The 24,399-nt window shown below is 61.4% G+C and carries 23 protein-coding genes and 1 pseudogene; 9 read left to right on the plus strand and 15 right to left on the minus strand.

Annotated elements, in window-relative coordinates; all coding sequences use genetic code 11:
* Positions 1 to 3,358: pseudogene (locus tag ASD95_RS28565) on the plus strand (beta strand repeat-containing protein); the annotation flags it as partial.
* Between the two features lie 109 nt (positions 3,359 to 3,467).
* On the opposite strand, the gene lapD reads toward ASD95_RS28565, so the two are convergent.
* From lapD to ASD95_RS10435, 4 genes are all read right to left on the minus strand, one after another.
* A complete protein-coding gene (gene lapD, locus ASD95_RS10420) occupies positions 3,468 to 5,408 on the minus strand; it encodes a cyclic di-GMP receptor LapD (protein ID WP_056721445.1) in 1,941 nt (646 codons plus the stop codon).
* A gap of 22 nt (positions 5,409 to 5,430) precedes the next feature.
* Positions 5,431 to 6,138, minus strand: coding sequence for a cysteine protease LapG (gene lapG / locus ASD95_RS10425; protein WP_056721447.1), 708 nt, complete (start codon positions 6,136 to 6,138; stop codon positions 5,431 to 5,433).
* A gap of 101 nt (positions 6,139 to 6,239) precedes the next feature.
* Complete coding sequence (locus ASD95_RS10430; RefSeq protein ID WP_056721448.1) at positions 6,240 to 6,635, minus strand: YbaN family protein; 396 nt, start codon at positions 6,633 to 6,635, stop codon at positions 6,240 to 6,242.
* A gap of 10 nt (positions 6,636 to 6,645) precedes the next feature.
* Positions 6,646 to 7,233 (minus strand): UPF0149 family protein, encoded by a 588-nt coding sequence (locus tag ASD95_RS10435; RefSeq protein WP_056721450.1) that lies wholly within the window; start codon positions 7,231 to 7,233, stop codon positions 6,646 to 6,648.
* A 386-nt stretch (positions 7,234 to 7,619) separates the two neighbouring features.
* Here ASD95_RS10435 and recQ point away from each other — a divergent pair, with 386 nt between their 5' ends.
* The 4 genes from recQ to ASD95_RS10455 all read left to right on the plus strand — a co-directional run bounded on the left by recQ (position 7,620) and on the right by ASD95_RS10455 (position 11,986).
* Positions 7,620 to 9,746, plus strand: a complete 2,127-nt coding sequence (gene recQ / locus ASD95_RS10440; protein ID WP_056721452.1) for a DNA helicase RecQ — start codon at positions 7,620 to 7,622, stop codon at positions 9,744 to 9,746.
* Between the two features lie 118 nt (positions 9,747 to 9,864).
* Positions 9,865 to 10,299 carry a MarR family transcriptional regulator gene (locus ASD95_RS10445; protein WP_007984163.1) on the plus strand — a complete coding sequence of 145 codons (435 nt, stop codon included), beginning with the start codon at positions 9,865 to 9,867 and terminating at the stop codon, positions 10,297 to 10,299.
* Positions 10,300 to 10,426: 127 nt separating this feature from the next.
* Positions 10,427 to 11,665, plus strand: coding sequence for a type IV pilus assembly protein FimV (locus tag ASD95_RS10450; protein ID WP_056721453.1), 1,239 nt, complete (start codon positions 10,427 to 10,429; stop codon positions 11,663 to 11,665).
* A 33-nt stretch (positions 11,666 to 11,698) separates the two neighbouring features.
* Positions 11,699 to 11,986: a SelT/SelW/SelH family protein gene (locus tag ASD95_RS10455; protein ID WP_056721456.1), complete on the plus strand. Its 288-nt coding sequence runs from the start codon at positions 11,699 to 11,701 to the stop codon at positions 11,984 to 11,986.
* Here the strand turns inward: ASD95_RS10455 and ASD95_RS10460 are convergent.
* Together ASD95_RS10460 and ASD95_RS10465 are read right to left on the minus strand one after the other, a co-directional pair.
* Complete coding sequence (locus ASD95_RS10460) at positions 11,980 to 12,873, minus strand: DMT family transporter (protein WP_056721458.1); 894 nt, start codon at positions 12,871 to 12,873, stop codon at positions 11,980 to 11,982. The two genes, ASD95_RS10455 and ASD95_RS10460, sit on opposite strands and share 7 nt — an antisense overlap.
* 77 nt (positions 12,874 to 12,950) lie before the next feature.
* Positions 12,951 to 13,709, minus strand: a complete 759-nt coding sequence (locus tag ASD95_RS10465) for an AraC family transcriptional regulator (protein WP_056721460.1) — start codon at positions 13,707 to 13,709, stop codon at positions 12,951 to 12,953.
* 134 nt (positions 13,710 to 13,843) lie between these two features.
* Between ASD95_RS10465 and ASD95_RS10470 the strand changes: the two genes are divergently transcribed.
* The gene (locus tag ASD95_RS10470) at positions 13,844 to 14,659 is read left to right on the plus strand and encodes a UDP-2,3-diacylglucosamine diphosphatase (RefSeq protein ID WP_056721462.1); all 816 of its coding nucleotides are present in this window, start codon (positions 13,844 to 13,846) and stop codon (positions 14,657 to 14,659) included.
* Between the two features lie 158 nt (positions 14,660 to 14,817).
* On the opposite strand, the gene ASD95_RS10475 is transcribed toward ASD95_RS10470, so the two are convergent.
* Both ASD95_RS10475 and ASD95_RS10480 read right to left on the minus strand, forming a co-directional pair.
* On the minus strand, positions 14,818 to 15,408 hold the full coding sequence (locus ASD95_RS10475; protein WP_056721464.1) for an HD domain-containing protein: 591 nt from the start codon (positions 15,406 to 15,408) through the stop codon (positions 14,818 to 14,820).
* A gap of 27 nt (positions 15,409 to 15,435) precedes the next feature.
* The gene (locus tag ASD95_RS10480) at positions 15,436 to 15,747 is read right to left on the minus strand and encodes a DUF962 domain-containing protein (RefSeq protein WP_008051185.1); all 312 of its coding nucleotides are present in this window, start codon (positions 15,745 to 15,747) and stop codon (positions 15,436 to 15,438) included.
* A 159-nt stretch (positions 15,748 to 15,906) separates the two neighbouring features.
* Here ASD95_RS10480 and ASD95_RS10485 point away from each other — a divergent pair, with 159 nt between their 5' ends.
* Entirely contained in the window at positions 15,907 to 16,968 is a 1,062-nt protein-coding gene (locus tag ASD95_RS10485; protein ID WP_082562887.1) for an AraC family transcriptional regulator, read from the plus strand.
* Here ASD95_RS10485 and ASD95_RS10490 read toward each other — a convergent pair.
* A complete protein-coding gene (locus tag ASD95_RS10490; protein ID WP_056721468.1) occupies positions 16,925 to 18,379 on the minus strand; it encodes a TrkH family potassium uptake protein in 1,455 nt (484 codons plus the stop codon). The genes ASD95_RS10485 and ASD95_RS10490 overlap by 44 nt on opposite strands.
* 120 nt (positions 18,380 to 18,499) lie before the next feature.
* Here ASD95_RS10490 and ASD95_RS10495 point away from each other — a divergent pair, with 120 nt between their 5' ends.
* On the plus strand, positions 18,500 to 19,066 hold the full coding sequence (locus ASD95_RS10495; RefSeq protein WP_056721470.1) for an NAD(P)H nitroreductase: 567 nt from the start codon (positions 18,500 to 18,502) through the stop codon (positions 19,064 to 19,066).
* A 143-nt stretch (positions 19,067 to 19,209) separates the two neighbouring features.
* On the opposite strand, the gene ASD95_RS10500 is transcribed toward ASD95_RS10495, so the two are convergent.
* From ASD95_RS10500 to ASD95_RS10525, 6 genes are all read right to left on the minus strand, one after another.
* On the minus strand, positions 19,210 to 20,553 hold the full coding sequence (locus tag ASD95_RS10500; RefSeq protein ID WP_056721472.1) for a sensor histidine kinase: 1,344 nt from the start codon (positions 20,551 to 20,553) through the stop codon (positions 19,210 to 19,212).
* Between the two features lie 111 nt (positions 20,554 to 20,664).
* The gene (locus ASD95_RS10505) at positions 20,665 to 21,114 is read right to left on the minus strand and encodes a Spy/CpxP family protein refolding chaperone (protein WP_056721474.1); all 450 of its coding nucleotides are present in this window, start codon (positions 21,112 to 21,114) and stop codon (positions 20,665 to 20,667) included.
* Between the two features lie 207 nt (positions 21,115 to 21,321).
* Positions 21,322 to 21,999 (minus strand): response regulator transcription factor, encoded by a 678-nt coding sequence (locus ASD95_RS10510; protein ID WP_056721476.1) that lies wholly within the window; start codon positions 21,997 to 21,999, stop codon positions 21,322 to 21,324.
* Positions 22,000 to 22,006: 7 nt separating this feature from the next.
* Positions 22,007 to 22,420, minus strand: coding sequence for a hypothetical protein (locus tag ASD95_RS10515; RefSeq protein WP_056721478.1), 414 nt, complete (start codon positions 22,418 to 22,420; stop codon positions 22,007 to 22,009).
* 122 nt (positions 22,421 to 22,542) lie between these two features.
* On the minus strand, positions 22,543 to 22,842 hold the full coding sequence (locus ASD95_RS10520) for a YciI family protein (RefSeq protein ID WP_056721480.1): 300 nt from the start codon (positions 22,840 to 22,842) through the stop codon (positions 22,543 to 22,545).
* Position 22,843: 1 nt separating this feature from the next.
* Positions 22,844 to 23,440: a septation protein A gene (locus ASD95_RS10525; RefSeq protein ID WP_056721482.1), complete on the minus strand. Its 597-nt coding sequence runs from the start codon at positions 23,438 to 23,440 to the stop codon at positions 22,844 to 22,846.
* Positions 23,441 to 23,527: 87 nt separating this feature from the next.
* Between ASD95_RS10525 and ASD95_RS10530 the strand changes: the two genes are divergently transcribed.
* Positions 23,528 to 24,391: a PHP domain-containing protein gene (locus ASD95_RS10530; RefSeq protein ID WP_056721484.1), complete on the plus strand. Its 864-nt coding sequence runs from the start codon at positions 23,528 to 23,530 to the stop codon at positions 24,389 to 24,391.
* Positions 24,392 to 24,399: the final 8 nt, after the last annotated feature.

Consider the following 24,399-nt stretch of genomic DNA (forward strand, 5'->3'; position numbering starts at 1 on the left):
CAGCTACAGCTACACCTTGGTCGATAACGAAGCCCACCCAACTGCCAATGGTGCCAACTCACTCCCTGAGCAGTTCGCCGTCACCGTGGTCGACGACAACGGCACCACCGCCACGGGTAACCTCGACGTCAGCATCGTCGATGACCTGCCAAGCGCCAAACCTGACTCGTCGTCGGTAGTGGAGGGCGGCAGCGTCAACATCAGTGTGCTGGGCAACGACGTCAGCGGCGCCGATGGTCCGGCGACAGTGGTCGGCGTACGTGCCGGCGGCAATACCTTGACCTCGGCCATTGGTGGGCTGGGTAGCCAGATCAACGGTACCTATGGCTACCTGACCCTCGATGCCAACGGCAACGCGGTGTATCACAGCAACCAGAATTCCGTCGGCGATCTTGGGGCCACGGATACGTTCACCTACACCGTGCGTGATTCCGATGGCGATGAAAGCACCACCACCATCACCATCGACGTCGCCAACAGCACGATCAAGGCCAACCCCGACAGCGACGTGACGGTCTATGAAAAAGCCCTCGACCTGAGTCAGGGCGGGCAGGACCTGGCCGCTGGTACGGTCACCGGCAGTGACCCGGGCAATACGGGCGAAACCGCGTCCGGGACCCTGGTCGGTTCGGTCTCGGGTGCCAGTGGCGCGCTCACCTACACCCTGGTTGGCAGCGCCATCGGCACCTACGGGCAGATCCTGATCAACCCCGACGGTAGCTACACCTACACCCTGACCTCGGCACCGAAAACCTCGCCGAACGCCAACGACGGGCCGAACAGCCTGAGTGAAAGCTTCACCTACAAAGCCACCGATGCGCTGGGTAACAGCAGCACCAGCACCATCGTGGTCAGCATCGTCGATGATGTTCCCAAGGCGGTGGCAACGGATCGCTCGGTGGCGGCGGTGGAGATCGATTCCAACCTGCTGATCGTGCTCGACGTCTCCGGCAGCATGGCCGACCCTTCCGGCGTGTTGGACGCGTCGGGCGCGAGCCTGTCACGCCTGGCCCTGGCCAAGCAGGCCATCAGTGCCTTGCTGGATAAATACGACGACCTGGGCGATGTGAAAGTGCAGCTCGTCACCTTCAGCAGCAGCGCCACCGACATGACCTCGGTGTGGGTGGATGTCGCGACCGCCAAGACACTGCTGGCCGGCCTCACCGCGAACGGCGGCACCAACTACGACGCGGCCGTGGCGACCATGCAGACTGCGTTCAACACCTCGGGCAAACTCACCGGTGCGCAAAACGTCGGCTACTTCTTCTCCGACGGCAAGCCCACCACCGATCAGGAAATCGGCACCGCCGACGAGACCGCGCTGAAAACCTTCCTCGATGCCAACAACATCAAGAACTACGCGATTGGCCTGGGCAGCGGCGTGAGCAACGCCAACCTCAATCCACTGGCCTATGACGGCAGCAGCCATACCGACACCAATGCGGTGGTGGTGACCGACCTCAACCAGCTCAACTCGGTGCTGTCCGGCACGGTGATCGGCGCACCGGTGACCGGTTCACTGCTGGGCGAAGGTGGCACATTCGGCGCCGATGGCGGCTTCATCAAGACCATCACGGTGGATGGCACCACCTACACCTACGATCCAAGCGGCAATAGCAATCAGGGCTTGCTGAGCTTCAGCGGCGGGCTCAACCACGGCACGTTCAACACCGTGGACAACACGTTGAGCATTTCCACCAACAACAGCGGCACCCTGCAGATCAATCTCGATACCGGTGAATACGCCTACATTTCGCAGAAAACCACGTCGGTGTTGATTACCGAAAACATCGGATTCACCGCCAGCGACAACGATGGCGACCTGGCCAGCTCCACCCTGACGGTCAAAGTCATACCGAACGCACCGCCAGTGGCGGCTGATGATAACGTCATCACCAACGTGCTCTCGGGCACTGTCGTGGTGCCGGGCGAACTGTTGCTGGCCAACGACACCGACCCCAACGGCGATCAACTCTCGGCGACACCGACTTCGTTCAACACCGGCTGGATCGCCGGGGACGCGGACTTCACTGGAACCGGCGCGATCAGCTTCGCCGGTCAAAACAACAATCCCGCCAACAAGAGTCTGGCCAACGTGCGCAGCGCCTTTGAGGCCAACGCGGCGACCATGACGGCGCTGCTGGTGGTCAGTGGCTATCTTGGCGCGGCGAACAACTCCAATGGCAACAATGAAGACCTCATCACGGTCAAGCTGAAACAGGGTGAGACGCTCAACCTCGATCACAACCTGGACCCTGGGCACATCACGATGGAGTATTCGCTCAACGGTGGGGGGTTCGTAAGCATCGCCGATGGCGGCACCATCACCGCAAGTGCGGATGGCACTTACCAGATCCACCTGACCAACATCACCAACACCAGTGGCAGCGATACGAATTCGGCGGAAAACTATCAGTTGACCATGACCGTAAACTACGCCGGAGCACAGGCCGTCATCACGGACTACCACGGCACCTACACCGCCAACGACAACCACGGCGGCAGCGACTCGGCCAACCTGACCATCAGCTATCAGGAAGGCCACACCCTTACCGGCACCAGTGGGGATGACGTACTGGTGGCGGGCACGGGCAACAACATTATCAATGCCGGCGACGGCAACGATGTGCTCACTGCCGGTTCCGGCAACAACGAGCTGCATGGCGGCGCCGGCAACGATCTGCTCTTCAGCGGCCAGGGCAATGACATCCTCGATGGCGGCACGGGCATCGACACGGCCAGTTACGCCCATGCCAGCGCCGGGGTGACTGTCGACCTCAGCCTGCTCACTGCGCAGAACACCCTGGGCGCGGGCTCGGACACCCTGACCGGTATCGAAAACCTCACCGGCTCGAACTTCAACGACACCCTGACTGGAGGCAACACCAACAACGTGATCAACGGCGGCCTGGGCAACGATATCCTCAACGGCGGAGGCGGGGATGACTTGCTGATCGGTGGCCTGGGCAACAACACCCTCACCGGCGGGGCGGGGACCGATACCTTCCAGTGGCTCAAGGGCAACAGTGGCCATGACGTGATCACCGATTTCACGCCCGGCACCGACAAGCTCGACCTGTCGCAACTGCTGCAAGGGGAAAACGGCACCACGGCTTCGCTGGATGACTACCTGCACTTCACCGTCATCGGCAGCGGGCCGTCGACAGTGACCAGCATCGACGTCAGCGCCATGGCCGGCGCCGCGCCGAACCAGACCATCGACCTGGCCGGCGTCGACCTGGCCAGCCACTACGGTGTTACGCCGGGGGCGGGTGGGGTGATCGCGGGCGGGCATGACACAGCGACCATTATCAACGGCATGCTCAATGATCATTCGTTGAAGGTGGATACGGTGTGAACTGAAACCTGCCAAAAAACCCGCCACCCCGGGAAGGGGGCGGGTTTTTTTTGCCCGGGACAAAGGTCGATGTCCGGTCAGGGGTTACTGACCCTCGGTGTACCCATTATCACATCGGCTCTGGCGCCCCGATCAATCGACCCATGGCCCCGAATATTCCCAACTCCCTGATTACCTCCAGTTCCCCACGGGTCTCGACCATTTCCGCAATCAGCGGCAAATCAATGCTGTGGGTCGCGCGGAAGATCGCGTCGATGAACAGCCGCTTGTCAGGCTGCTCGTCGATGTTGCGAATGTAGGCCCCATCGATTTTCAGGTACGCCAGGCCCAATTGGGTCAGGTTGCCGATCTGACTGAAGCGCCCGCCAAAGTGTTGCAGGCCGATTCGGTAACCGGTCTTGAGCAATGAGCTGCAAAGGTTTTGCAGCACTTCGGGGGAAGGCAACTGGCGTTCGTCGATTTCCAGGATCAGCAACGGCGCCAGTTCCGGCAGGGAGTCGAGCAGATCGAGGATTGTTCGCCATTGCACCGGATCGCGCAGGGTGCTCCCGTACAGGCTCAGTGCCAAAGGCCTGCGGTTGACCACCAGGTCGTCCAGCGTGGCTTCGAGCATCGCCAGGTCGAACCGTCCCGACCAGCCGAGACGCTCGATCCACGGCAGGAAATGCCCGGCGGCAATCGCCTCGCCCTGCGGGTCGAGCAGGCGTGCGAGCACTTTGTGATGCAGCACCTGGCGGGTGTCGGTGCATTGCACGACGGGCTGGAAGTACAGCTGCATTTTGCCTTCGGTCAAGGCATCGTCGATCCAGGTGCGCCAGTCGTGCTGGGAGTGATTCGGTGCCGTATCACGATGACTCAAATGGACCCAGGGGCGTTCGGGATGTTGCCGCGACTCCGTCAGCGCCTGATCAAGGCGCAGGAGTACGGTGCTGATCGGCTCACCGGGGCGGTAGGCGACAACGCCCAGATGGGCGACCGGCATGCAATCGCTGGCACCGGTCAGGCGCAGGTTCTCCAGGCTGACGCTGACATCGGCGGCCAGGCGCGCGGCACTTTCAGCATCCAGGCCCGGTGTCAGCAGGCTGAATTCGCCGCCACGATTGCGCGCCGCCAGCCAGGTTCGACGCTCCGGCAATTGAGTCAGGCGCTTGAGCAATTCGCCGACGGCAGTGATCAGCGCGTCAGTCCGTTGGCCACCCAGGCGTTGATTGAGGCCGTTCAGGTCGTTGATTCGCAACATCAGCAAATGGCCATCTCGGCTCTGTTCGCACACGCGTAAATGGTCGGCCAGTTGCTCGTCGAGCAGGCGTCGGTTGGCCAGGCCGGTGAGGCTGTCCAGATAGGATTCGGCCCGCAGTTTTTCGCTGCGCGCAGCCTCCTCGACGAACAGCGCCTTGAGCTTCTCGACCATCTGGTTCATCGCCAGCACCACCCGTTTCAGTTCCGGTGTGCGTGGCAGTTTCGGCAGGCTGATAAACTCGCGTTTGCTGATGGCCTCGGCTTGTCGGACCATGCTGTCGAGTGGGCGAAATTGCCGGCGCAGCATCCATCCTCCAATCACGGCGCTGAACAGCCCGCACAACAGCAACCAGATCAGGCTGCCGAGGGTGCCGTCCCAGAGCTTGGCCAGGGCGAATTGCGGATTGCTCAGCACTTCGACCCGTGCCAGTTGTTCCCAGCCGCGCATGATCAAGGCATCGCCACCTTCCGGGCGCAGGTCGACCAGGTTGACGAACCAGTCAGGCACACCCTTGATTTTCGTCGGTGCAGTGCGTTCCACCAGGGTTTGCTGATCTTTGAGCCTGATGACGCGAATGCTGCTGAAATAGCCGCTGTCGAAAATCGAACTGACCATCAGTTCCATCATTGCCGGGTCATCGACCTGTGCCGTCAGCGACAGCCCCAGCGCGGTGGCCGCGTCCTGGGCGTGGGCACGCAGTTGGCTGAGCGTTTGTTCGCGGGAGCTTTCCAGGCTGGCAAAAAAACTGCCGCTGAACGCCACCAGCAGGAACAGACAGATGGCCAGGAACAACTGTTTACGCAGTGTCATGCTTCGCTCCTTGCCAAGGCGGTTAGCCGTCGCCGATGTCGAACCCTTCGGCCTGCATCTTTTTCAACACTTCCTGCCAGCGCGACAGCTTTTTCGAGTCGCCGCTGCGCTGGCCGCCATTCTTGCCCGGCAGGTACAGGCCTTCGGCGTTGAAGGCGTATACCGGTAGCAAGTCTTTGCGTTGGGAGGCGGGGCGGATATCGCCGATCAGGTTGTCCAGCACCAGTGGGTCACTCGTGGGAGTGCTGTAGAACGTCAGCACCATGTGCGCCTGGTTCTGGCTCAAGGCCTTGACGTAGGTGATGCGCAGTTTTTCGCTGGGAATACCGAGCCGGCGCAGGCTGAAATACTTCGCCAGGGCGTAGTCCTCGCAATCGGCGGCGCCCTTGATCAGGGCTTCGACGGGCGTGGCCCAGTAATCGGTCTGTTGCCAGATGCGCGTGTCGTCCTGGAAGTCCAACTGCTGATCGAAGAAGCGGTTCACCGCGTTGAGCTGCTCGCGTTCGGGAGCGCCGCGTGTACTTTGCAGCATTTGACTCCAGGCCTCGATCCGACTTCGTGCCGCTCCGAGCGGGCCGTATTGTTTTTCAACGGTTTGCAGAATCCGCGCAAAATCCCAGTCAGCCCGGACCCCGTTGAATACGGTCAGTAGCAAACCAGCCAGCAGCAACCCGCCGCCGAGCCGAAGTCGGAGCGTTGGCCATCCTGGACTACGCAGACTGCGGGCCATGTCTGGCTGCTCGAGTGTAGGTGGGTGAAGTTTAGGTGGTGTTTTGGGCGCGGGAGGGCAGGTCGTCGGACGGGGCTCGCCACAAAGGGCCAAGGGCGACTTCAGGATTTATGCAGGGTTTTCTGCTTGAGGATGTAGATGGTCACGAGTACTGCACTGGTCAGCATGAAGCACCGTGCCCAAGGCAGCGGTACCAGGTAGCAGGAGAGCAGGATGCTCGCCCACATCAGGCCAATGGCGTAGACCTTGCCCCTGAGCGGAATGCCGTTGCCATCGAGGTAGTCGCGGATCCACGGGCCAAGCCGTGGATGCTCGACCAGCCATTGATAAAAGCGCGGGGAACTGCGGGCGAAGCAGGCGGCCGCCAGTAGCAGGAAAGGGGTGGTGGGCAATACCGGCAGGAAAATCCCGATCACCCCCAGCGCTACGCTCAGCCAGCCGATGGCCAGCAGCACGTAGCGCAACATCAGGGGGCGGTTGCCTATGGGGTTGTCCATAGGCAGAACCTTAGTGGTGGCGAGGCTTGAGAATCGCCGGTTTTTCGTCTGGTGCGTTGCACAGCAGGTACAGCGCGGTCAGGGCTTCCGGGATCTGTACAATCATGTCGTCCATCAGGTTGGCATCTTTGGCGATGTCTTCGAACTCCGGCTGCTCGTCGAACAGGCCCGAACCGACCATGATCGGCAACAGCATTTCGCTGACTTCTTCTTCGGCGCTTTCGAACCAGGCCGCTTCGCGCAGGAATACACCTTCCATGAAGCCGATGCACCAGCCGCGCAGGTCGGAATCATCCGGGTCGTCGCCCAGGTCCAGGTCGCATGGCAGCTCGAACTCTTCATCGGAGGCCAGCTGGCGAGCGATGTGGGCCTTGAGGCCGATCAGCGTGGCTTCGATCTCTTCACGCTGGGCTTCGCCACTGTAATGCGGTTCTTCGGCGAACAGCGCGTCGATCCACTCACGGTCAGGAACGGTTTCGGAACAGATCGACAGCGCGGTGAGGTAGCCGTGGGCGGCCACGTAGTCCAGCGCCTCGTCATGCAGTTCATCAGCGTCGAGGAAGACTTGCAGGCGGGTTAGTTGCTCAGCGAAGGACATTAAAGGACTACCTTGGGGAATGTTCGATGCGGGAATTCTAGGCCTTCTTGAGCACTTGGGCCAGCCGCACGGCATATTTGCACCTTTGTGGGAGCGGACTTGCTCCGGGCGGCGTTCCGACGAAGGCGGTGTGCCAGGTTGCATTAATGTCGACTGACACTCCCTCTTCGCGAGCAAGCCCGCTCCCACAGTCCGATTGTGTGAGTCTTATCAGCGGTGCCCTTTGCCGGACGGGGCTCGGGTATACTCGCGCGTTTTGTGATGCCCTGCTGGCGTCACGGCTGAAATGTGAAGCGTCATGCAATGCGCACTTACGATTTATCGGTGTAGCGTCGCGGGTTCTGAACCAGCCTTGCAGGGATGTTTCGGTGATTTTTGGAGTTTCTATGCTCGAACAGGCTCAACGCGTCCTCAAGGACATCTTCGGCTACGACAGTTTCCGTGGCCGCCAGGGTGCAATCATTGAGCGCGTGGCCAGTGGCGGCGATGCCCTGGTCCTGATGCCTACCGGTGGCGGCAAGTCCCTGTGCTTCCAGGTCCCGGCGTTGTTGCGCGAAGGCCTGGCCGTGGTGGTCTCGCCGCTGATCGCACTGATGGACGATCAGGTCGCCACCCTCGAAGAGCTGGGCGTGGCCGCCGCCGCGTTGAACTCCACCCTCAGTGCCGAGCAGCAGCGCGACCTCGCCGTCCGCATCCGCCGCGGTGAAGTGAAAATGCTCTACCTGGCGCCGGAACGTCTGGTCCAGCCGCGCATGCTGTCCTTCCTGCAGGGGCTGGACATCGCCCTGTTCGCCATCGACGAAGCACACTGCGTATCGCAATGGGGCCACGATTTCCGCCCGGAATACCTGCAGCTGGGCCAGTTGGCGGAAATGTTTCCCGACGTGCCGCGCATCGCCCTGACCGCCACGGCCGACAAGCGCACCCGGGAAGAAATCGTCACCCGCCTGCACCTGCAGGACGCCGAGCGCTTCCTGTCGAGCTTCGACCGGCCGAACATCTTTTATCGCATCGTGCCCAAGGAACAACCGCGCAAGCAGTTGCTGGCATTCCTCGCCGAGCGTCGTAGCGATGCGGGCATCGTGTATTGCCTGTCGCGCAAGAAAGTCGAGGAAGTCGCCGCGTTCCTCAGCGAGCAAGGCTTCCCGGCGTTGCCATACCACGCCGGCCTGCCCAACGATCTGCGGGCCTACCATCAGAAACGCTTCCTCAACGAGGAAGGCCTGATCATGGTCGCCACCGTGGCGTTCGGCATGGGCATCGACAAGCCCAATGTGCGTTTCGTCGCGCATCTCGATTTGCCGAAATCCCTTGAGGCCTATTACCAGGAAACCGGTCGTGGCGGCCGTGACGGCCTGCCGGCGGATGCCTGGATGGCCTACGGCCTGCAAGACGTGGTGATGCTCAAGCAGATGTTGCAGAACTCCGAAGGCGACGAGCGTCACAAGCGCCTGGAACAGCACAAGCTCGACGCCATGCTCTCGCTCTGCGAAGAAACCCGCTGCCGTCGGCAAACGCTGCTGGCCTACTTCGACGAAGACATGCCCGAGCCTTGCGGTCATTGCGACAACTGCGTCGACGGCGTGCAGACCTGGGATGCCACCGAGCCGGCGCGTCAGGCGCTGTCGGCGATCTACCGCACCGGTCAGCGCTACGGCGTCGGGCACCTGGTGGATGTATTGCTGGGCAAGGACAACGAAAAAGTCCGCAGCTTCGGCCATCAGCACCTGTCGGTGTATGGAGTTGGCAAGACGATGGCGGAGGGCGAATGGCGTTCATTGTTCCGCCAATTGGTGGCCCGTGGTCTGGCGGACATCGACCTCGAAGGCTACGGCGGCTTGCGCCTGAGCGACAGTTGCCGGCCGCTGCTCAAGGGCGAAGTGACCCTGGAGCTGCGCCGCGATCTCAAGGCGCAAACCGTGGCGAAAAGCAGCAAGAGCCAGGCGAGCCAGCTGGTCCGTGGCGAAGAGCGCGAACAATGGGAAGCCTTGCGCGCCCTGCGTCGCAAGCTCGCCGAAGAACATGGCGTGCCGCCGTACGTCATCTTCCCCGATTCGACCTTGCTGGAGATGCTGCGCAGCCAGCCGACCTCGCTGGCGGAAATGGCCACGGTCAGCGGTGTCGGCGCGCGCAAGCTGGAGCGTTACGGCGAGGCTTTCCTCGAAGTGCTCGGCGGGCAGGTCGAGGCGCCGAAACCGGTGGCCGATGTACGTCACGAACTGATTACGTTGGCGCGGGCCGGCATGACACCGGTACAGATCGCCGGTCAGTTGCAGTGCTCGGAAAAGAATGTCTACACCATGCTGGCTGAAGCGATCGGCAAGCAGCAGTTGTCGTTGGAGCAGGCGCTGGATCTGCCTGAAGACCTGATGGGTGAAGTGCAGGACGCCTTCCTCGACGGCGAAGGCGAGTTGCCGCCGGTTTCCGAGATCGCCGCACTGTTCGCAGGCAGGGTGCCGGAAGGGGTGTTGTACTGCGTTCGGGCGGCCTTGCAGTCGGAATTCGAGATTTGAGACATCTGCGTGCTGATGTAACGATTCACTACAGATCAAGCCTTGCCTCAAATCGAGGCTCATGCTTAGCTGACTAATAATTAGTTTTTATTTATTTCAGTCTAATCATGAGTGTTTTATGCCGTTAACCGATCAACACCGCTTTGGCATGCAATTGGCCCAGATGTCCCGTGGCTGGCGTGCCGAACTGGACCGCCGACTGGCGGGCATGGGCTTGTCCCAGGCACGCTGGCTGGTGCTGCTGCACCTGGCCCGTTTCGAAGAAGCACCGACCCAGCGTGAGCTGGCACAAAGCGTCGGCGTCGAAGGCCCGACCCTGGCCCGCTTGCTCGACAGCCTGGAAAGCCAGGGCCTGGTGCAACGCCAGGCAGTGCTGGAAGACCGTCGGGCGAAGAAAATTGTGCTCTGCGCGCCGGCGCGTCCCCTGATCGAACAAATTGAAACCATTGCCACGCAACTGCGTCACGAACTGTTCGAAGGCGTTGATGAGGCGGATTTGAAGGTGTGCATGCGGGTTCACGGGCACATCCTGGGTAACCTTGAAAAGTCTTGAGGCATAACCGAACGCCAGGTTTATGAGAGACCGCATCGGGCAGACTATAAGAACTACTCGGCAATATCGTGTTCGTAACGGATGTACGAACCCGTGCGGATGGTTTCTGTAGATCTCAAGGATGCTCATGCTCAAGTGTTGGCGATTGGTTTTACGCGGTGGTTCTCAGTGGTTGCTGGCCGGGGCTGCTGTCACATACTCGGCATGGGCGCCTGCGCTGGGCCTGGGTGAAATCACCCTGCATTCGGCGCTGAATCAACCGCTGCGTGCCGATATCACAATGGTGGATACCGCCGGCCTGGAGGAAAACCAGCTGTCGGTGAGCCTGGCAACGGCAGACGAGTTCAGCCGTGCCGGGGTCGACCGGGCATTTTTCCTCAACGACCTGAAGTTCACTCCGGTGCTGCGCGGTAATCGCCGCGTGATCCAGGTGACCTCCGCCAAACCGGTCAATGAACCCTTCCTGAATTTCCTTGTGCAGCTCAATCAGCCGAATGGGCGATTGTTGCGCGAGTACACGGTTTTGATCGATCCGCCGGGTGCGCCAGGGGTTGTTCCCGCCGCCGATGAAGCGGTTTCCATCTCCCCGGCGTCCGCATTTCCCCGTGTTCAACCGGTCCTGGCGCCGTCACCCGTGGTCAAGGCACCGCCAGAAACGGACGTCGCCGTTGTTGATCCCGCTATCGAACAACTGGCCGCCAGCACCCTGCAAAACCACGAGTTGCAAACCACGGTCGATGAGCTCAACGCGAAGCTTCAAGGCCAGGATGAGTTGATCGCCAGCCAGAAAAAACAGTTGGCCGAACTGCACACCCAACTGGCGGAGCTCAAGAAGGTAAAGGCTCAACCCATTTCCTCCGACGCAGTGCCGCCAGCCCCCGCCATTGCTGAAAAAACCGGGTTTGGCTGGCTGCCGATTGCCGGTATGTCGGCGCTGATAGCGTTGCTGGCGCTGGGCTGGTTTGTTCGCCGCCGGCGCCAGCAACATCAGGCCGCAGCTTCAGAGGCGCTGCCGTCGCAGCCGGAACCGCTGGCGGAGCTTTATGCCGAGCCAGTGACGTGGCCCACCGTCAGGCAACCCGTCGCGGTACCGGCCAACGATGAGCTTGAGTGGGTCGACAGCAGTCGTTCCACCTCGGTCGCTGCTGCCGTGGCGGTGGTTCCGGGTTTGGCGATGTCCGGTGAATCCGCCATTGATCATGAGTACCGGCTCAACCTGGAGGAGTTCTCCTTGGCGTCGAGTTGGGACCTGATCAGCCCCAGCGGGAACCCGCAGCCGGCTGCTCCGGCCATGATCGAGCCAGAGTTCGAGTTGGAAACGCCATTCGCTCCGCCGTCTCGACAGTCACCGGTCGGGCTATCATAGCGGCGTCGTCAAACTCTGGAGTCAGGCCCCATCATGACCGTCAGCAAACCGGAAATCATCATCACCTATTGCACGCAATGCCAATGGCTGTTGCGTGCGGCCTGGCTGGCCCAGGAACTGCTCAGCACCTTTGGTGATGATTTGGGCAAAGTCTCTCTGGTGCCGGGCACCGGCGGGGTCTTTCATATCTACTGTGACGCCGTACAGATCTGGGAGCGCAAGGCGGACGGAGGCTTCCCCGAAGCCAAGGTACTCAAGCAGCGGGTCCGTGACCAGATCGACCCGGACCGCGACCTGGGGCACAACGACCGCACTCAGTGAGACGCGGCCTCGGCTGCAACGGCCTTCTTGCTTGTGCCACTTGAGAACCGGCTGGACACCACAATCGCCACAATGATCAGCGCGCCCCCCAGCAACATGCGCAGGGTCGGGTTTTCGTTGAACAGCAACCAGGCGACGGTGATGCCGTAGACCGGCTCCAGGGCGAACACTACGGCGGCAGTGCGAGCCTTGATCACCGCGAGGCTGGCGACGAACAGGCTGTGGGCTACACCGGTACAGAACACACCTAGCAGGCCGATCCACAGCCAGTCGATGGCGCGCACTTCGCTCAATTGAGGCGCCGCCACCGGCAGCAGGCATAGGGCAACCACCACGTTCTGGCACAGCGCCGCCTGGACCGGCGGGACTCGACCGGAACTGGCACGGTTGGTCAGTGACAGCAGGGCGAACAACAAACCGGAACCCACGGCCCACAGCAGGCCGGTGGTGGCGCCGCTGGCCAGGTCAAAGTCGGGCGTGACCAACACCAGGCCGACACTCACCAGCAGCACCAGCACAATCTCATTGGCGCGAATGCGCTCGCGGAAGATCAGCCCTTCGAGGATCACGGTAAAGGCCGGGAAGCTGGCGAAACCGAGCGTCGCAATCGCCACGCCTGCGACTTTCACGGCAATGAAGAAGCTCACCCAGTGTCCGGCCAGCAACAAGCCGCTGAGCAGTAGTCGACGCCAGTCCACGGCCTCGAGTTTCTGCCAGCGCGTCTGGCTGGCGAACCGTGCAAAAAACGCCAGCGCGAGCACCGCAAAGGCGGCACGGCCGAACACGATGATCGCCGGGGACGCGGCGGCCAGTTTGCCGAACACGCCAGTCAGGCCGAACATCAATGCGCCGATATGCAAGGCGCCAAGGGCGGTACGGGGAGTCATTGCAATCCTTAACGACAAACGAACAGAGGCCTCATTGAAGCGCGTAATGGCCCATCAAGTCTGTCGGCAAACTCGCGTTATTTGTCGCCAGTCTCGCGCCGCAGTTTTCCGGGCGATGCCCCGAACTCGCGCAGTACCGCCGCCGCGAAGGCACTCTGGGAGCTGTAGCCGACACGGCTGGCAATTTCGCCGATGGGCAGTGCCGAGTTGCGCAGCAAGCCCACCGCTATGTGCAGGCGTCGGCTGCGGATGTAGTCCATTGGCGTCTGCCCGCATTCGGCCACGAACCGTGCATGCAGACGGGCACTGGAAAGGCCGGCTACCCGGGCCAGGTCGGCCACTTGCAGCGGGTATGCCGCGTACTGATCGATGTGCGCGTCCAGCGCCGCATAGGGCAGACGCCGACCGCCGACGGCTTCGGGCCTGACGTTGTTGAGACTGGCCAGCAACAGCACCGCGCCTTGTTGAGCGATCAGCGGATCATCCACCGGACTGTTCGCCAGCCAACTGACCAATTGGCTTTGCCCGGCATTCAGGGGCAGGCGCCCGGCGTTGTCGAGCAGGCGTCGGCTGGGCTCGGCGTGATCGCCCAACGACTGGGCAACCCATTGTTCGCTTGGCACATCCAGCACCAGGCAGCGGCTGCCATTGGCGCTGCCACAGGCGTGATGCGCTCCGGAGGGCACCACCACGAAACTCTGCCGGACCACCTGGCTGCCACGCCCGTCGACCTCGAAATCCAGGGCGCCAGAAAGCCCGAACACCAGTTGCGCGTGTTCGTGGCTATGGACGATCAGGTCGTGGCTGTATTGGCGAAGCGTGAGGATCGGTCTCATCGCGGGTCTCCCGGCTCAGGGCGTCAGTCTACACCGAGCGGGCCTGTAAGCGCTGTCACAGGACTGACTTGACGCTGTCATGGACCATTAACCGGCTCGGAGCAGACTTGGCAAAACTTGCCAGAGGGTTGCCCATGACCAGCGCCGAGCTCGCCAAACCCACCCGTAAGCAACGCGTACGGACTTTATGGATTTCCGACGTGCATTTGGGCACCCGGGATTGCCAGGCTGAACACCTGTCGCGGTTTCTCAAGGGCTACCACGCAGACAAGATCTATCTGGTCGGCGACATCATCGACGGCTGGAAACTGCGCGGCGGCATGTACTGGCCGCAAGCGCACACCAACGTCATCCGTCGCCTGCTGACCATGAGCAAGCGCGGCACGGAGGTGATCTACGTCACCGGCAACCACGACGAATTCCTGCGCCGCTATTCGAAGCTGATCCTGGGCAATATCCAGTTGGTCGACGAAGCCGTGCACGTCACCGCCGACGGCCGGCACCTGCTGGTGATCCATGGCGACCAGTTCGATGTGATCACCCGTTATCATCGCTGGCTGGCGTTTCTCGGTGACTCGGCCTACGAATTCACCCTGACCCTCAACCGCTGGCTCAATCATTGGCGCGCGCGATATGGCTACGGCTACTGGTCGCTGTCGGCCTACCTCAAGCACAAGGTGAAAACCGCGGTCAGCTTTATCAGCGACTTCGAAGAAGCCATCGCCCATGAATGCGTCAAGCGCGAGCTGCACGGTGTGGTGTGCGGGCACATTCACCATGCCGAGATTCGCAAGGTCGGCGAGGTGGACTACCTCAATTGCGGCGACTGGGTGGAATCGTGCACCGCCCTGATCGAGCACTGGGATGGTTCAATCGAGTTGTATCGCCTGGCGGATGCCCAGGCGCGCGAGGCGCAGTTGAAGGCGGCCAGGGTGGCAGAGTTGGCTTGATCATTCAGTGCCTGTGCTGGCCTCTTCGCGGGCAAGTCGGATCGCCGCACCGCCGCTCCCACAGTGGGCGAAGGTGAGCACAAGATTTGTGACCGCCTGATAACCTGTGGGAGCGGGCTTGCTCGCGAATGGACCGCGAAGCGGTCCCGCTGGATCTGTCAGGTTGGCGAATGTTCTTCCATCGCCGCCTTGTAGATCGAATTCCTGGGGTGCGCAAACAAGCGCTCCATCATCGGCTCGAAAAAGCTCAACGGCAGCGTGTCGTACACCGGATCAAACGCCGCTGCATCGTATCTGGCGCAGAATTCAACGGTCGCCTGGTACTGCGGATGCTCCTGGAATTGCTCGCGCAGATGCCGGTCCATGCCCAGGTGATGGAAGAAGTAGTAGCCCTGGAAAATCCCGTGCTTTTCCACCATCCACAAGTTCTCGGCGCTGACGAACGGCTTGAGGATCGCCGCCGCGATGTCCGGGTGATTGTAGGAGCCCAGGGTGTCGCCGATATCGTGGAGCAGGGCGCAGACCACGTACTCTTCGTCGCGACCATCGCGCCAGGCGCGGGTGGCGGTTTGCAGAGAGTGGGTCAGGCGATCCACCGGGAAGCCGCCAAAATCACCCTCCAGCAACTTCAGGTGCGCCACGATCCGTGCAGGCAATTGTCTTGCGTAGGCACTGAAGTCCGCGGCGATGATCGCCCAGTCCTCCTGAGTGCCGTCCTTCATGTGGGTGAAGCGGGCATTGGCATTCATCGGCAACTCTCTTGTGACGGATGTCAGCTAGAACGGAACGCGCCCCAGGACCATGTCCCGGTACATGACAAAATCGCCGAGCAGGCTATAGAAGGGGTGTTGAAACGTGGCCGGGCGGTTCTTCTCGAAGAAGAAATGCCCGACCCAGGCAAAGCTGTAGCCTGCCAGTGGCAGGGCCCACAACAGCATCCAGGCTCCGCGACCAATGGTCAGCGTCAGAATCAAGATAACCAGGGTCGTGCCGATAAAATGTAAACGGCGACAGGTGCTGTTGCTGTGCTCACTGAGGTAGTAAGGATAGAACTCAGCGAAGCTGTTGAATCGTTTGACGTTTTCCACGACAGCGATCTCTGTGGTTATTGTTCTTGCTGCAAGTTGTTCTGCGGGTAGTTTATTTGAGTCTAGAGTGATCAATGGCATCAGCCACTGACAATAGGCGCCACTTTAGTATCCTTCGGTCAATAGCCGTAGCATGCGGCCACCATGTAAGAAAACGCCATGAGCGAACGAACGACTTCTGCAAGCTGGGCGATGGGGATTGTCAAAGCGCTGGAGATGGACGGCCTGGATTGCCGGGCCCTGTTCAAGCAGCTGGGGCTCGACTACGCGGCACTGGACGATCCGGACGCACGCTTCCCGCAAGACTCCATGACACGGCTGTGGCAGCGCGCGGTCGAGCTGTCCGGCAATCCGGCCATCGGCCTGAACATGGGCAAGGTGGTGCGACCGGCGCAGTTTCATGTGGCCGGTTACGCTTTGATGTCCAGCCAGACTCTCGCCGAAGGCTTTCAGCGTCTGGTGCGCTATCAGCGGATCATTGCCGAAAGTGCCGACCTGAGTTTCAAGCTGCTGGAAGAAGGCTACGCGCTGATTCTGACGGTCCATGGCGATCATCTGCCGCCGACCCGGCAAAGCGCCGAAGCTTCGCTGGCCTGTGCCTTGGCGCTGTGCAGCTGGTTGACCGGGCGTACGTTGCAACCACGCAAAGTGTTGCTGCAGGGGGCCGAGCCGGCCAACCTGGAGCCCTATAAGCAAGCCTTCCATGCACCGCTGGTGTTCAACGCGCCCTACGATGCGCTGATTTTCGAGCGCGCCGATATGGAAGCGCCGCTGCCAACGGCCAACGAGGCCATGGCGCTGCTGCATGACCGCTTTGCCGGTGAGTACCTGGCGCGATTTTCCGAAAGTCGCGTAACCCACAAGGCGCGGCAGGTGTTGTGCCGCCTGTTGCCCCAAGGCGAGCCCAAGCGCGACACCGTGGCGCAGACGCTGCATCTGTCCCAGCGCACCTTGCAACGGCGCTTGCAGGAAGAGGGCACGAGTTTTCAGGCGCTGCTGGACGATACCCGGCGTGAACTGGCCGAGCAGTACCTGGCGCAACCGAACATGACCTTGCTGGAAATTGCCTACTTGCTGGGGTTTGCCGATCCGAGCAACTTCTTCCGTGCATTTCGGCGCTGGTTCGATGCCACACCCGGTGAGTACCGGATGCGGCTGATGCAATCGGCTGACGCGATCAATGACGCCAAAATGCCGGAATACAAAGCACAAACACCGTAATGATCTCCAACCGGCCCAGTAGCATGCCGAACGAGAGAATCCACTTGGCGGCATCCGGCAGGGTGGCGAAGTTGCCCGCCGGGCCGATGGTTTCGCCGAGCCCCGGGCCGACACCGGACACCGTACTGGCTGCGCCAGTGAGGGCGGTCATCCAGTCCACGCCGAGCAGCGACAGCAGCAGCGCAATCACGCAGATGGTGATCGCAAAGAAGAACGAAAAGGTCAGGATCGACCGCACGATTTCTTCGTCGAGGCGGTGACCGTTGTACTTCTGCTTGATCACCGCCCGCGGGTGAATCAGCTGGTTAAGGTTGGCCTTGAGCAGGATATAGGCCACCTGGAAGCGGAAAATCTTGATCCCGCCCGCGGTCGATCCGGAGCAACCGCCGACAAACCCCAGGTAGAAGAACAGCATCAACGAGAAATTGCCCCACAGGCTGTAGTCCCCCAGTGCAAAACCGGTGGTGGTCACTACCGACGTCACGTTCAGCGCCACATGCCGCAATGCCTCCAGCCAATGCAGCTGGGTAGTCCACCAATACCAGGTGCCGAGCACCAGCCAGGTCACCAGCAGCATGCCGAGCAGGCCTTGAACCTGTTCATCCTTGATCAGCGCACGACGGTTACCACGCAACGTGGAGACATACAGGGTGAACGGCAGGGCACCGAGAATCATGATGACGATCGCGACCCAATGCACCGCAGGCTCCGGCCACTTGGCCAAGGACTGGTCTGAGGTGGAGAAACCGCCGGTGGAGATCGCCGACATCGCATGGTTGATGGCGTCGAACAGGCTCATCCCGGCCCACCAGAACGCCAGGCTGCCGACAATAGTGATGCCGACGTAAGTCGCAACAATCAGGCGCGCCACCATGTGCGAACGGGGCATGACCTTTTCGGAACGGTCCGAAGATTCGGTCTGGAACAGTCGCATGCCACCGATGCGCAACAGCGGCAGGATCGCCACCGCCATGCCGATGAAGCCGATGCCGCCGAGCCAGTGCAGCAACGAGCGCCACATCAGGATGCCCGGGGACATAGTGTCCAGGCCGCTGAGTACGGTTGCACCAGTGGCGGTGATGCCGGACATGCTTTCGAAGAATGAATCGGTGTAGCTGATGTGCTGGGTCAGCAGGAACGGCAGCGCGGCGAAGATGCACACCACCAGCCAACTGCTGACGGTGAGCAGGTACATGTCCCGGGGGCGCAGGTGAATGTGTTCCGGGCGCCCCGGAATCACCAGCGCCAAACCAGCGACAAAGGTAATCATGCTGGCCCAGAGGAACGACGGCAGATCGCTGGTGCGGTCGAAAACGACCAGCGTGGCCATGGGCACGACCATGGAGATCGCCAGCGTGATCAGGAAGATGCCGATGATGAAACCAATGATCCGTAAGGTCGGCAACGCCATGAGGTCCGCTCGGCTGATAGTGGAAGGGCGCCATTCTACCTGCGGGGCAGGGCATGTAAACCGGCACTGCTGCAGCAGTTACCGCTAGAATAGCCGCACATATTTTTCAGGAGGTGGCCGATGCAGGCTCTCGACGCTTTGCTCAACCGTGTTTCCGTTCCGCGACTGATTGACCCTGCACCCACCGCCGAGCAGCGCGAGGTGCTGTTTGGCGCCGCCATGCGCGCTCCGGATCACGGTCACTTGCAGCCTTGGCGTTTCCTGACGGTGGAAGGCGCGGCGCGTGAGCAGATGGGCGAGCTGCTGGCTGAAGCTGCGAAACTTTCAGACAGCGAAGTCGGCGAAGCTGCCATCGACAAGGCGCGCAGTGGTCCGTTGCGGGCACCGTTGGTGGTGGTTGTGATTGCTCGCGTGCAGGATCACGTCAAATATCCGAAGTCCGAGCAATTGCTGGCGGCGGGCTGCGCGGCCCACGGGATTTTGCTCGCGGCCTATGCGCAGGGCATTGGCGCGGTGTGGCGTACCGGTGACCTGGCTTACTCGGCCCATGTGGCCAAGGGCTTGGGCCTGGCAGAAGGGGAAGAGGTGATTGCCTTCCTGTATCTGGGCACGCCGCAGAAAGAACCGCGAGTGGCGGAGAAAGTCGATCTCGCCGAATTCGTCAGCGCCTGGCCCGGCAAGGCCTGACACCACACATCAGTGTGGGAGCGGGCTTGCTCGCGAAAGCAGTCTGTCATCCAACATAGATGTTGAATAGTTAGCCGCTTTCGCGAGCAAGCCCGCTCCCACATTGGTTTTGTGTCGTTTGATCCTGTCGTGTCGGTCCAGGCTCAGGGCTGCACGACAGCCCCCGGCACCAACGGCAATTCCAGGCTGGCAATGAACCCGCCCTCAGGGTGATTGGCCAGCACCAGGCTGCCGCCATGTCGCTCCGCCGCGCGGCGGGCGATGGCCAGGCCCAGGCCGTGTCCGGCCGCTGTTTGCCCTGGCGCCCGATAGAACGGCTCACCGAGCTGGCTCAAATACTCGGCACTGACCCCCGGTCCGTGATCGCGTACGGTCACGACGATCCGTTCACCCTGACGCAGGGCCTGCATTTCGATCGGCAGGCCATCCACCGGATTGAAACGCTGGGCGTTGCGCAGCAGATTGTCCACGGCCCGTTCGATCATGGTCGGCCAGCCCTTCAGATTCAGTTGCGACTCGGCTTCGAGGTGGACGAGTTGCTCGGGTGAACCGAGTTGCGCATCCTTTTGCAGGCTATTGAGCAAGGCGTTCAGGTCCACCTCTTCGGCACTGGCGTTATCGGAGTCGACCCTCGCCAGTACCAGGATTTCGCTGATCAGCGCTTCCAGCCGGTCGCACTCGCGGGTCAGGCGCGGCCACAGCTGTTCCCGTTCCTGCGGGGTGGCCCGTTCGGCCAGTGCCAGCGCGATACGCAGACGGGCGAGGGGTGAACGCAGTTCGTGGGACACATCCCGCAGCAGTTGCCGCTGACTGCCAATCAGGCTTTGCAGGCGCGCGCCCATGCGATTGAAGTCGTTGGCCAGGACGCCGAACTCATCGCGGCGGTTGGCCAGCTTGACCAGGCTGTTTTGTTGATAGGTGGTTTGTCCCAGGTCATGCACCGCTCCGCGTAGACGGCTGAGCGGGCGAGTGATGGAAAAGGTCACCAGCAGGCTGAACAGGGTCAGCACCACCAGGGCGATTCCCAGGGCACTGAGCGGCCAGAGCAGGCTCTCTCGGTGCCAGGCATCCAGTTCCGGGTGCGGGATGCGGTAGATGAACAGGAAGGTGTCACCGGTTTTTTCGCTGGTGAATTCATCGGTCAGGCGCCGCCATGGCAGGCGTCGGTCCTCGTTGTTCTGGCGCGCCTCAAAGGCCGCCGCGCGTTTCGGGAAGGTACCGCGCACCACCGGATCGCCGCTTTCGTTAAGCACCTGAACGTCGATGTGATACTGGCGTTTGCGTTGCTGGAGAATGTCCTGGGCGGCGTCTTCGCCCTGGCTTTCATAGGTTTGCGTCCACTCTTCGGCCAGCGTGTTGAGACCCGGGTGGCGGCTGAGAATCCAGGCGTCCTGGTTGAGCATGTGTCCGAGCAGGATGGAAAGCCCTGCAACCAGAGCGATGGCCAGCCAGAAGCTGGCCAGGATACGCCAGAACAATGAACGCACAGGAAATCCTCGAACAAACGTCAAGCCATGTGGGAGCAAGCCCGCTCCCACATTTAAATTGCGTGGTGTCAGGCCCAACGGGGTTGAGCCGTTGGGTCCGGGGTTAGCGCATTATTGCGCTTTTTGCGGTTGTTGCGCTTTCCAGGCCTTGAACTCGGCCCACTCGGCGCGACGTTCAGCCTGTTTTTTCTGGATCTCGTCGAATTTCTTCTGTTGATCCGGTTTCAGCAAGGCGCGCACGTCCGCTTCAGCCTTCTTGTGGTTGGCGGCCATCTCGTCCTTCATGGCTTTCTGGTCGGCTGGCGAGAGCTTCTCCAGGTACTTGTCGACCAGTTGCTTACGCTCGTGCATTTGCTCGCCCATGATCTTGCGGATCTGCTCGCGCTGTTCGCGGCTCAGGTCCAGTTCACTGTACGGGCCTTTGCCGTGCATGCCGTGCATCTGGCCGCCGTGGCGCGAACCGTCCATCGACCCATCCATGGGGCCCGCGCCTTCCGGCATGGCCATGGCAACGGTCGGCAGGGCAGCAGCGAACATCAGGGCGATAAGAGTCTTGCGCATGGTGTATCTCCTTGTCTCGTTCCCGGTACGTTCCGGATGAGTGCAGATTACGCAGATCAAGGTCAGCGGCGGTCAGCGGAGGGTAAAGCTTGGGTAAAGATGGTTTTGCGCCGCCCTGACAAACCCGTAGGAGCTGCCGAAGGCTGCGATCTTTTGATCTTCAAAGCCAAGGTCAAACGATCGCAGCCTGCGGCAGCTCCTACGGGGTCAGAGGCTGTAGTAGTAGCCGCGGCTGCGCAGGGCGACGATGCGCGGTCGGCCATCGGGGTGTGGACCGATCTTCTTGCGCAGGTTGCTGACGTGCATGTCCAGGCTGCGGTCGTACAGGGTCAGCTTGCGGCCGAGGGCGATCTGCGCCAGTTCCTGCTTGTCCAGGGGCTCGCCGGGTTGCTTGAGCAAGGCTTCCAGCAGGCGGCTTTCGGAGACGGTGAGGGTAAATTCCTGTTCGTCGATGCTGACCACGCCGCGGACCGGGCTGAAACACAGGTCGCCCAGTTCGATCTGGCTGGACACCGCCGCCGGGTGGCTACGACGCAGGACTGCGCGCAGGCGGGCGGTCAGTTCCCGTGGGTCGCAGGGCTTGGCCAGGTAGTCGTCGGCGCCGAGCTCCAGGCCGAGGATACGGTCCAGGGGCTCGCCCCGGGCCGAGAGCATCAGCACCGGCAAATCCGGGTGATCGCTGCGCAACTGCTTGAGCAGTTCCAGGCCGCTGCCATCGGGCAGCATCACATCCAGCACCACGGCCGCCGGAGCGGTTTCGGCCAGCGCACGACGTGCGCTCTGGCCGTCGTGACAGGCACGTACCTGAAACCCTTCCTGGCTCAGCCAACTGCTCAGGAGCTCACACAGCTCCTGGTCATCATCAATAAGTAACAGCTCGCTCATGACTCACTCAATTTAGCCATTGTCGACGTTTTCGACTTGCTCCACTGGCGAAGATACCGCAGAGCAGAGCCAATAGCGCTACCCCGGCGCCAATGACGAACCATTGTTGCTGGTCGGTCAGCAGGCGCGGCAGGGGACTGCTGGCCTGGGCTTCCTTGAGTTGCAGCTTCAATCGCTGGTTCTCCTGGCGCAACCGGGCCAGCAGCGGGCTTTCGCGTTCGCTATCGGCAGTTTGCAATTGCTTGTTCAGTTCTTCCCGTTGCCGTTCGCTTTCTTTCAAGCGTTGCTGTAACTCGGTGATCTGGCTGCCGGCGCTCAAGGAAAACGGCGTCGAATTACCGCCCTCGACACTTTCCTCACCGTGGGCAGGCGCCCCGATCGACAACGTGACCAACATCAGGCACAACGGACCCTTGCGCATGGCGACTCCTGGTTCCAATACGAGTATTGGGGAAGTTGTCGGCCGGCAAACGAGAATAATGAGCGATTGAGAACGCGATGAACCGATATGGTTCACCGCGTGGGGCAGTTGAAAGAAGAAAGTTACGGAAGGACTTGCTTGAACGGTTTGACCAGAACGTTGGCGTAGACGCCCGCGGCGATGTACGGATCGGCGTCGGCCCAGGCCTGGGCGGCGCTCAGGGAGTCGAATTCGGCAACGATCAGGCTGCCGCTGAAACCCGCCGCGCCCGGATCATTGCTGTCGATCGCCGGGTGTGGGCCGGCCAATACGATGCGACCTTCGCCTTTGAGCACTTGCAGGCGCTCCAGGTGTGCGGGCCGTGCGGCCAGGCGGGCTTCCAGGGAGTTGGCGACGTCTGTGGCAATGATTGCGTAAAGCATGTCAGTCCTCGGTTTTTGGCGTTGTGGTGTCGGCATCGTGCAGATGGCGGGACAGGTAAATGCCCTGGCCGACCAGGAACAGCAGAGTCATGCCCAGGCTGCCGAAGACCTTGAAGTCGACCCAGTAGCTCTGGAAGGTGAACGCGACAAACAGGTTGGCGGCACCGCAAAACAGGAAGAAGGCGATCCAGGCGATGTTCAGGCGCGTCCAGACCGGCTCCGGCAGGGTCAGCGCGTGGCCCATGATGCGCTTGATCAGCAGGCTGTCACCGACGAAGTGGCTGCCGATGAACGCCAGGGCGAACAGCCAGTTGACCACCGGGGCCTTCCATTTCAGGAACGTCTCGCTGTGGAACGCGAGCGTCAGGCTGCCGAAGACCAGGCAGGCGATCAGGGTCAGCCACTGGCTCTTCTCCAGCTTGCGCTGCTTGATGAACAGTGTGCCGTAGACCACCAGGGAACTGACGATCAGCATTGCGGTGGCGCTGTAAATACCGCCTACAGTGAACTCATGACCGGCGATGTCGACGACCCGTGGGTCGATTTTGAAGACGATGAAAAACAGCAGGAGCGGGATGAAATCGATGAATTGTTTCACAGTGGCAGCCAGAAGCAGGATGTGGCGGCATAATAACAAACATATGGGCGCGCGATAGCGCCAGCTGATTTGAGGTTACAAAGCCCTGTGAATGTTGATTTGCACTGCCATAGCACGGCCTCCGATGGCGCCCTGGCGCCTGCGGTTCTGGTGGCGCGGGCGTTCGAGAAAGGCGTGCGAGTCCTGGCCTTGACCGATCACGACACCCTCGAGGGCCTCGACGAGGCCCGGCACGCGGCTACCGCGCTGGGGATGCAACTGGTCAACGGCGTCGAATTGTCCTGCACCTGGGGCGGCGCGACCATTCATGTCCTGGGCTACGGTTTTGACGTGAATGCCGCGCCGTTGGTCGAGGCCATCGCCAGATTGCATGATGGCCGCTGGCTACGCTCCGAGGAAATCAGCCGCAAACTGGCGCTCAAAGGCATGCCAGGGGCGCTGGATGGAGCTCGGGAGATCCAGCAGGAGCTGGGCGACAGCGGTAACGCGCCGGCCCGCCCGCATTTCGCCGACTGGATGGTGCGTGAAGGTTTCGTCAAGGACCGCGCCGAGGCGTTTCGCAAATGGCTGGGTGCCGGCAAGCTGGGCGACGTCAAGCAACACTGGCCGACTCTGGAGGACACCGTCGAAACCCTGCGCGCGGCCAAGGCCTGGGTCAGTCTGGCACACCCATGGCACTATGAATTCACACGCAGCAAGCGCCGTCGTCTGATTGCCGACTATATTCAAGCGGGGGGCCACGCCATCGAAGTGGTCAATGGTTACCAGCCTGCCGAGCAAGTGGGCAGCCTGGCCATCCTGGCCCGCGAGTTCGGTCTGCTGGTCAGCGCCGGCAGTGATTTTCATGGCCCTGGAGGCTGGTCGGAGATCGGTGAATACCGGCCGCTCCCGGAGGATCTGCCGCCGCTATGGTGTCGATTCAAACATGACCCAGTTATTGCCGCCGTCTGAACAGGTAG

Source organism: Pseudomonas sp. Root71, from assembly GCF_001429045.1.
GTDB classification, from domain to species: Bacteria; Pseudomonadota; Gammaproteobacteria; order Pseudomonadales; family Pseudomonadaceae; genus Aquipseudomonas; species Aquipseudomonas monachiensis.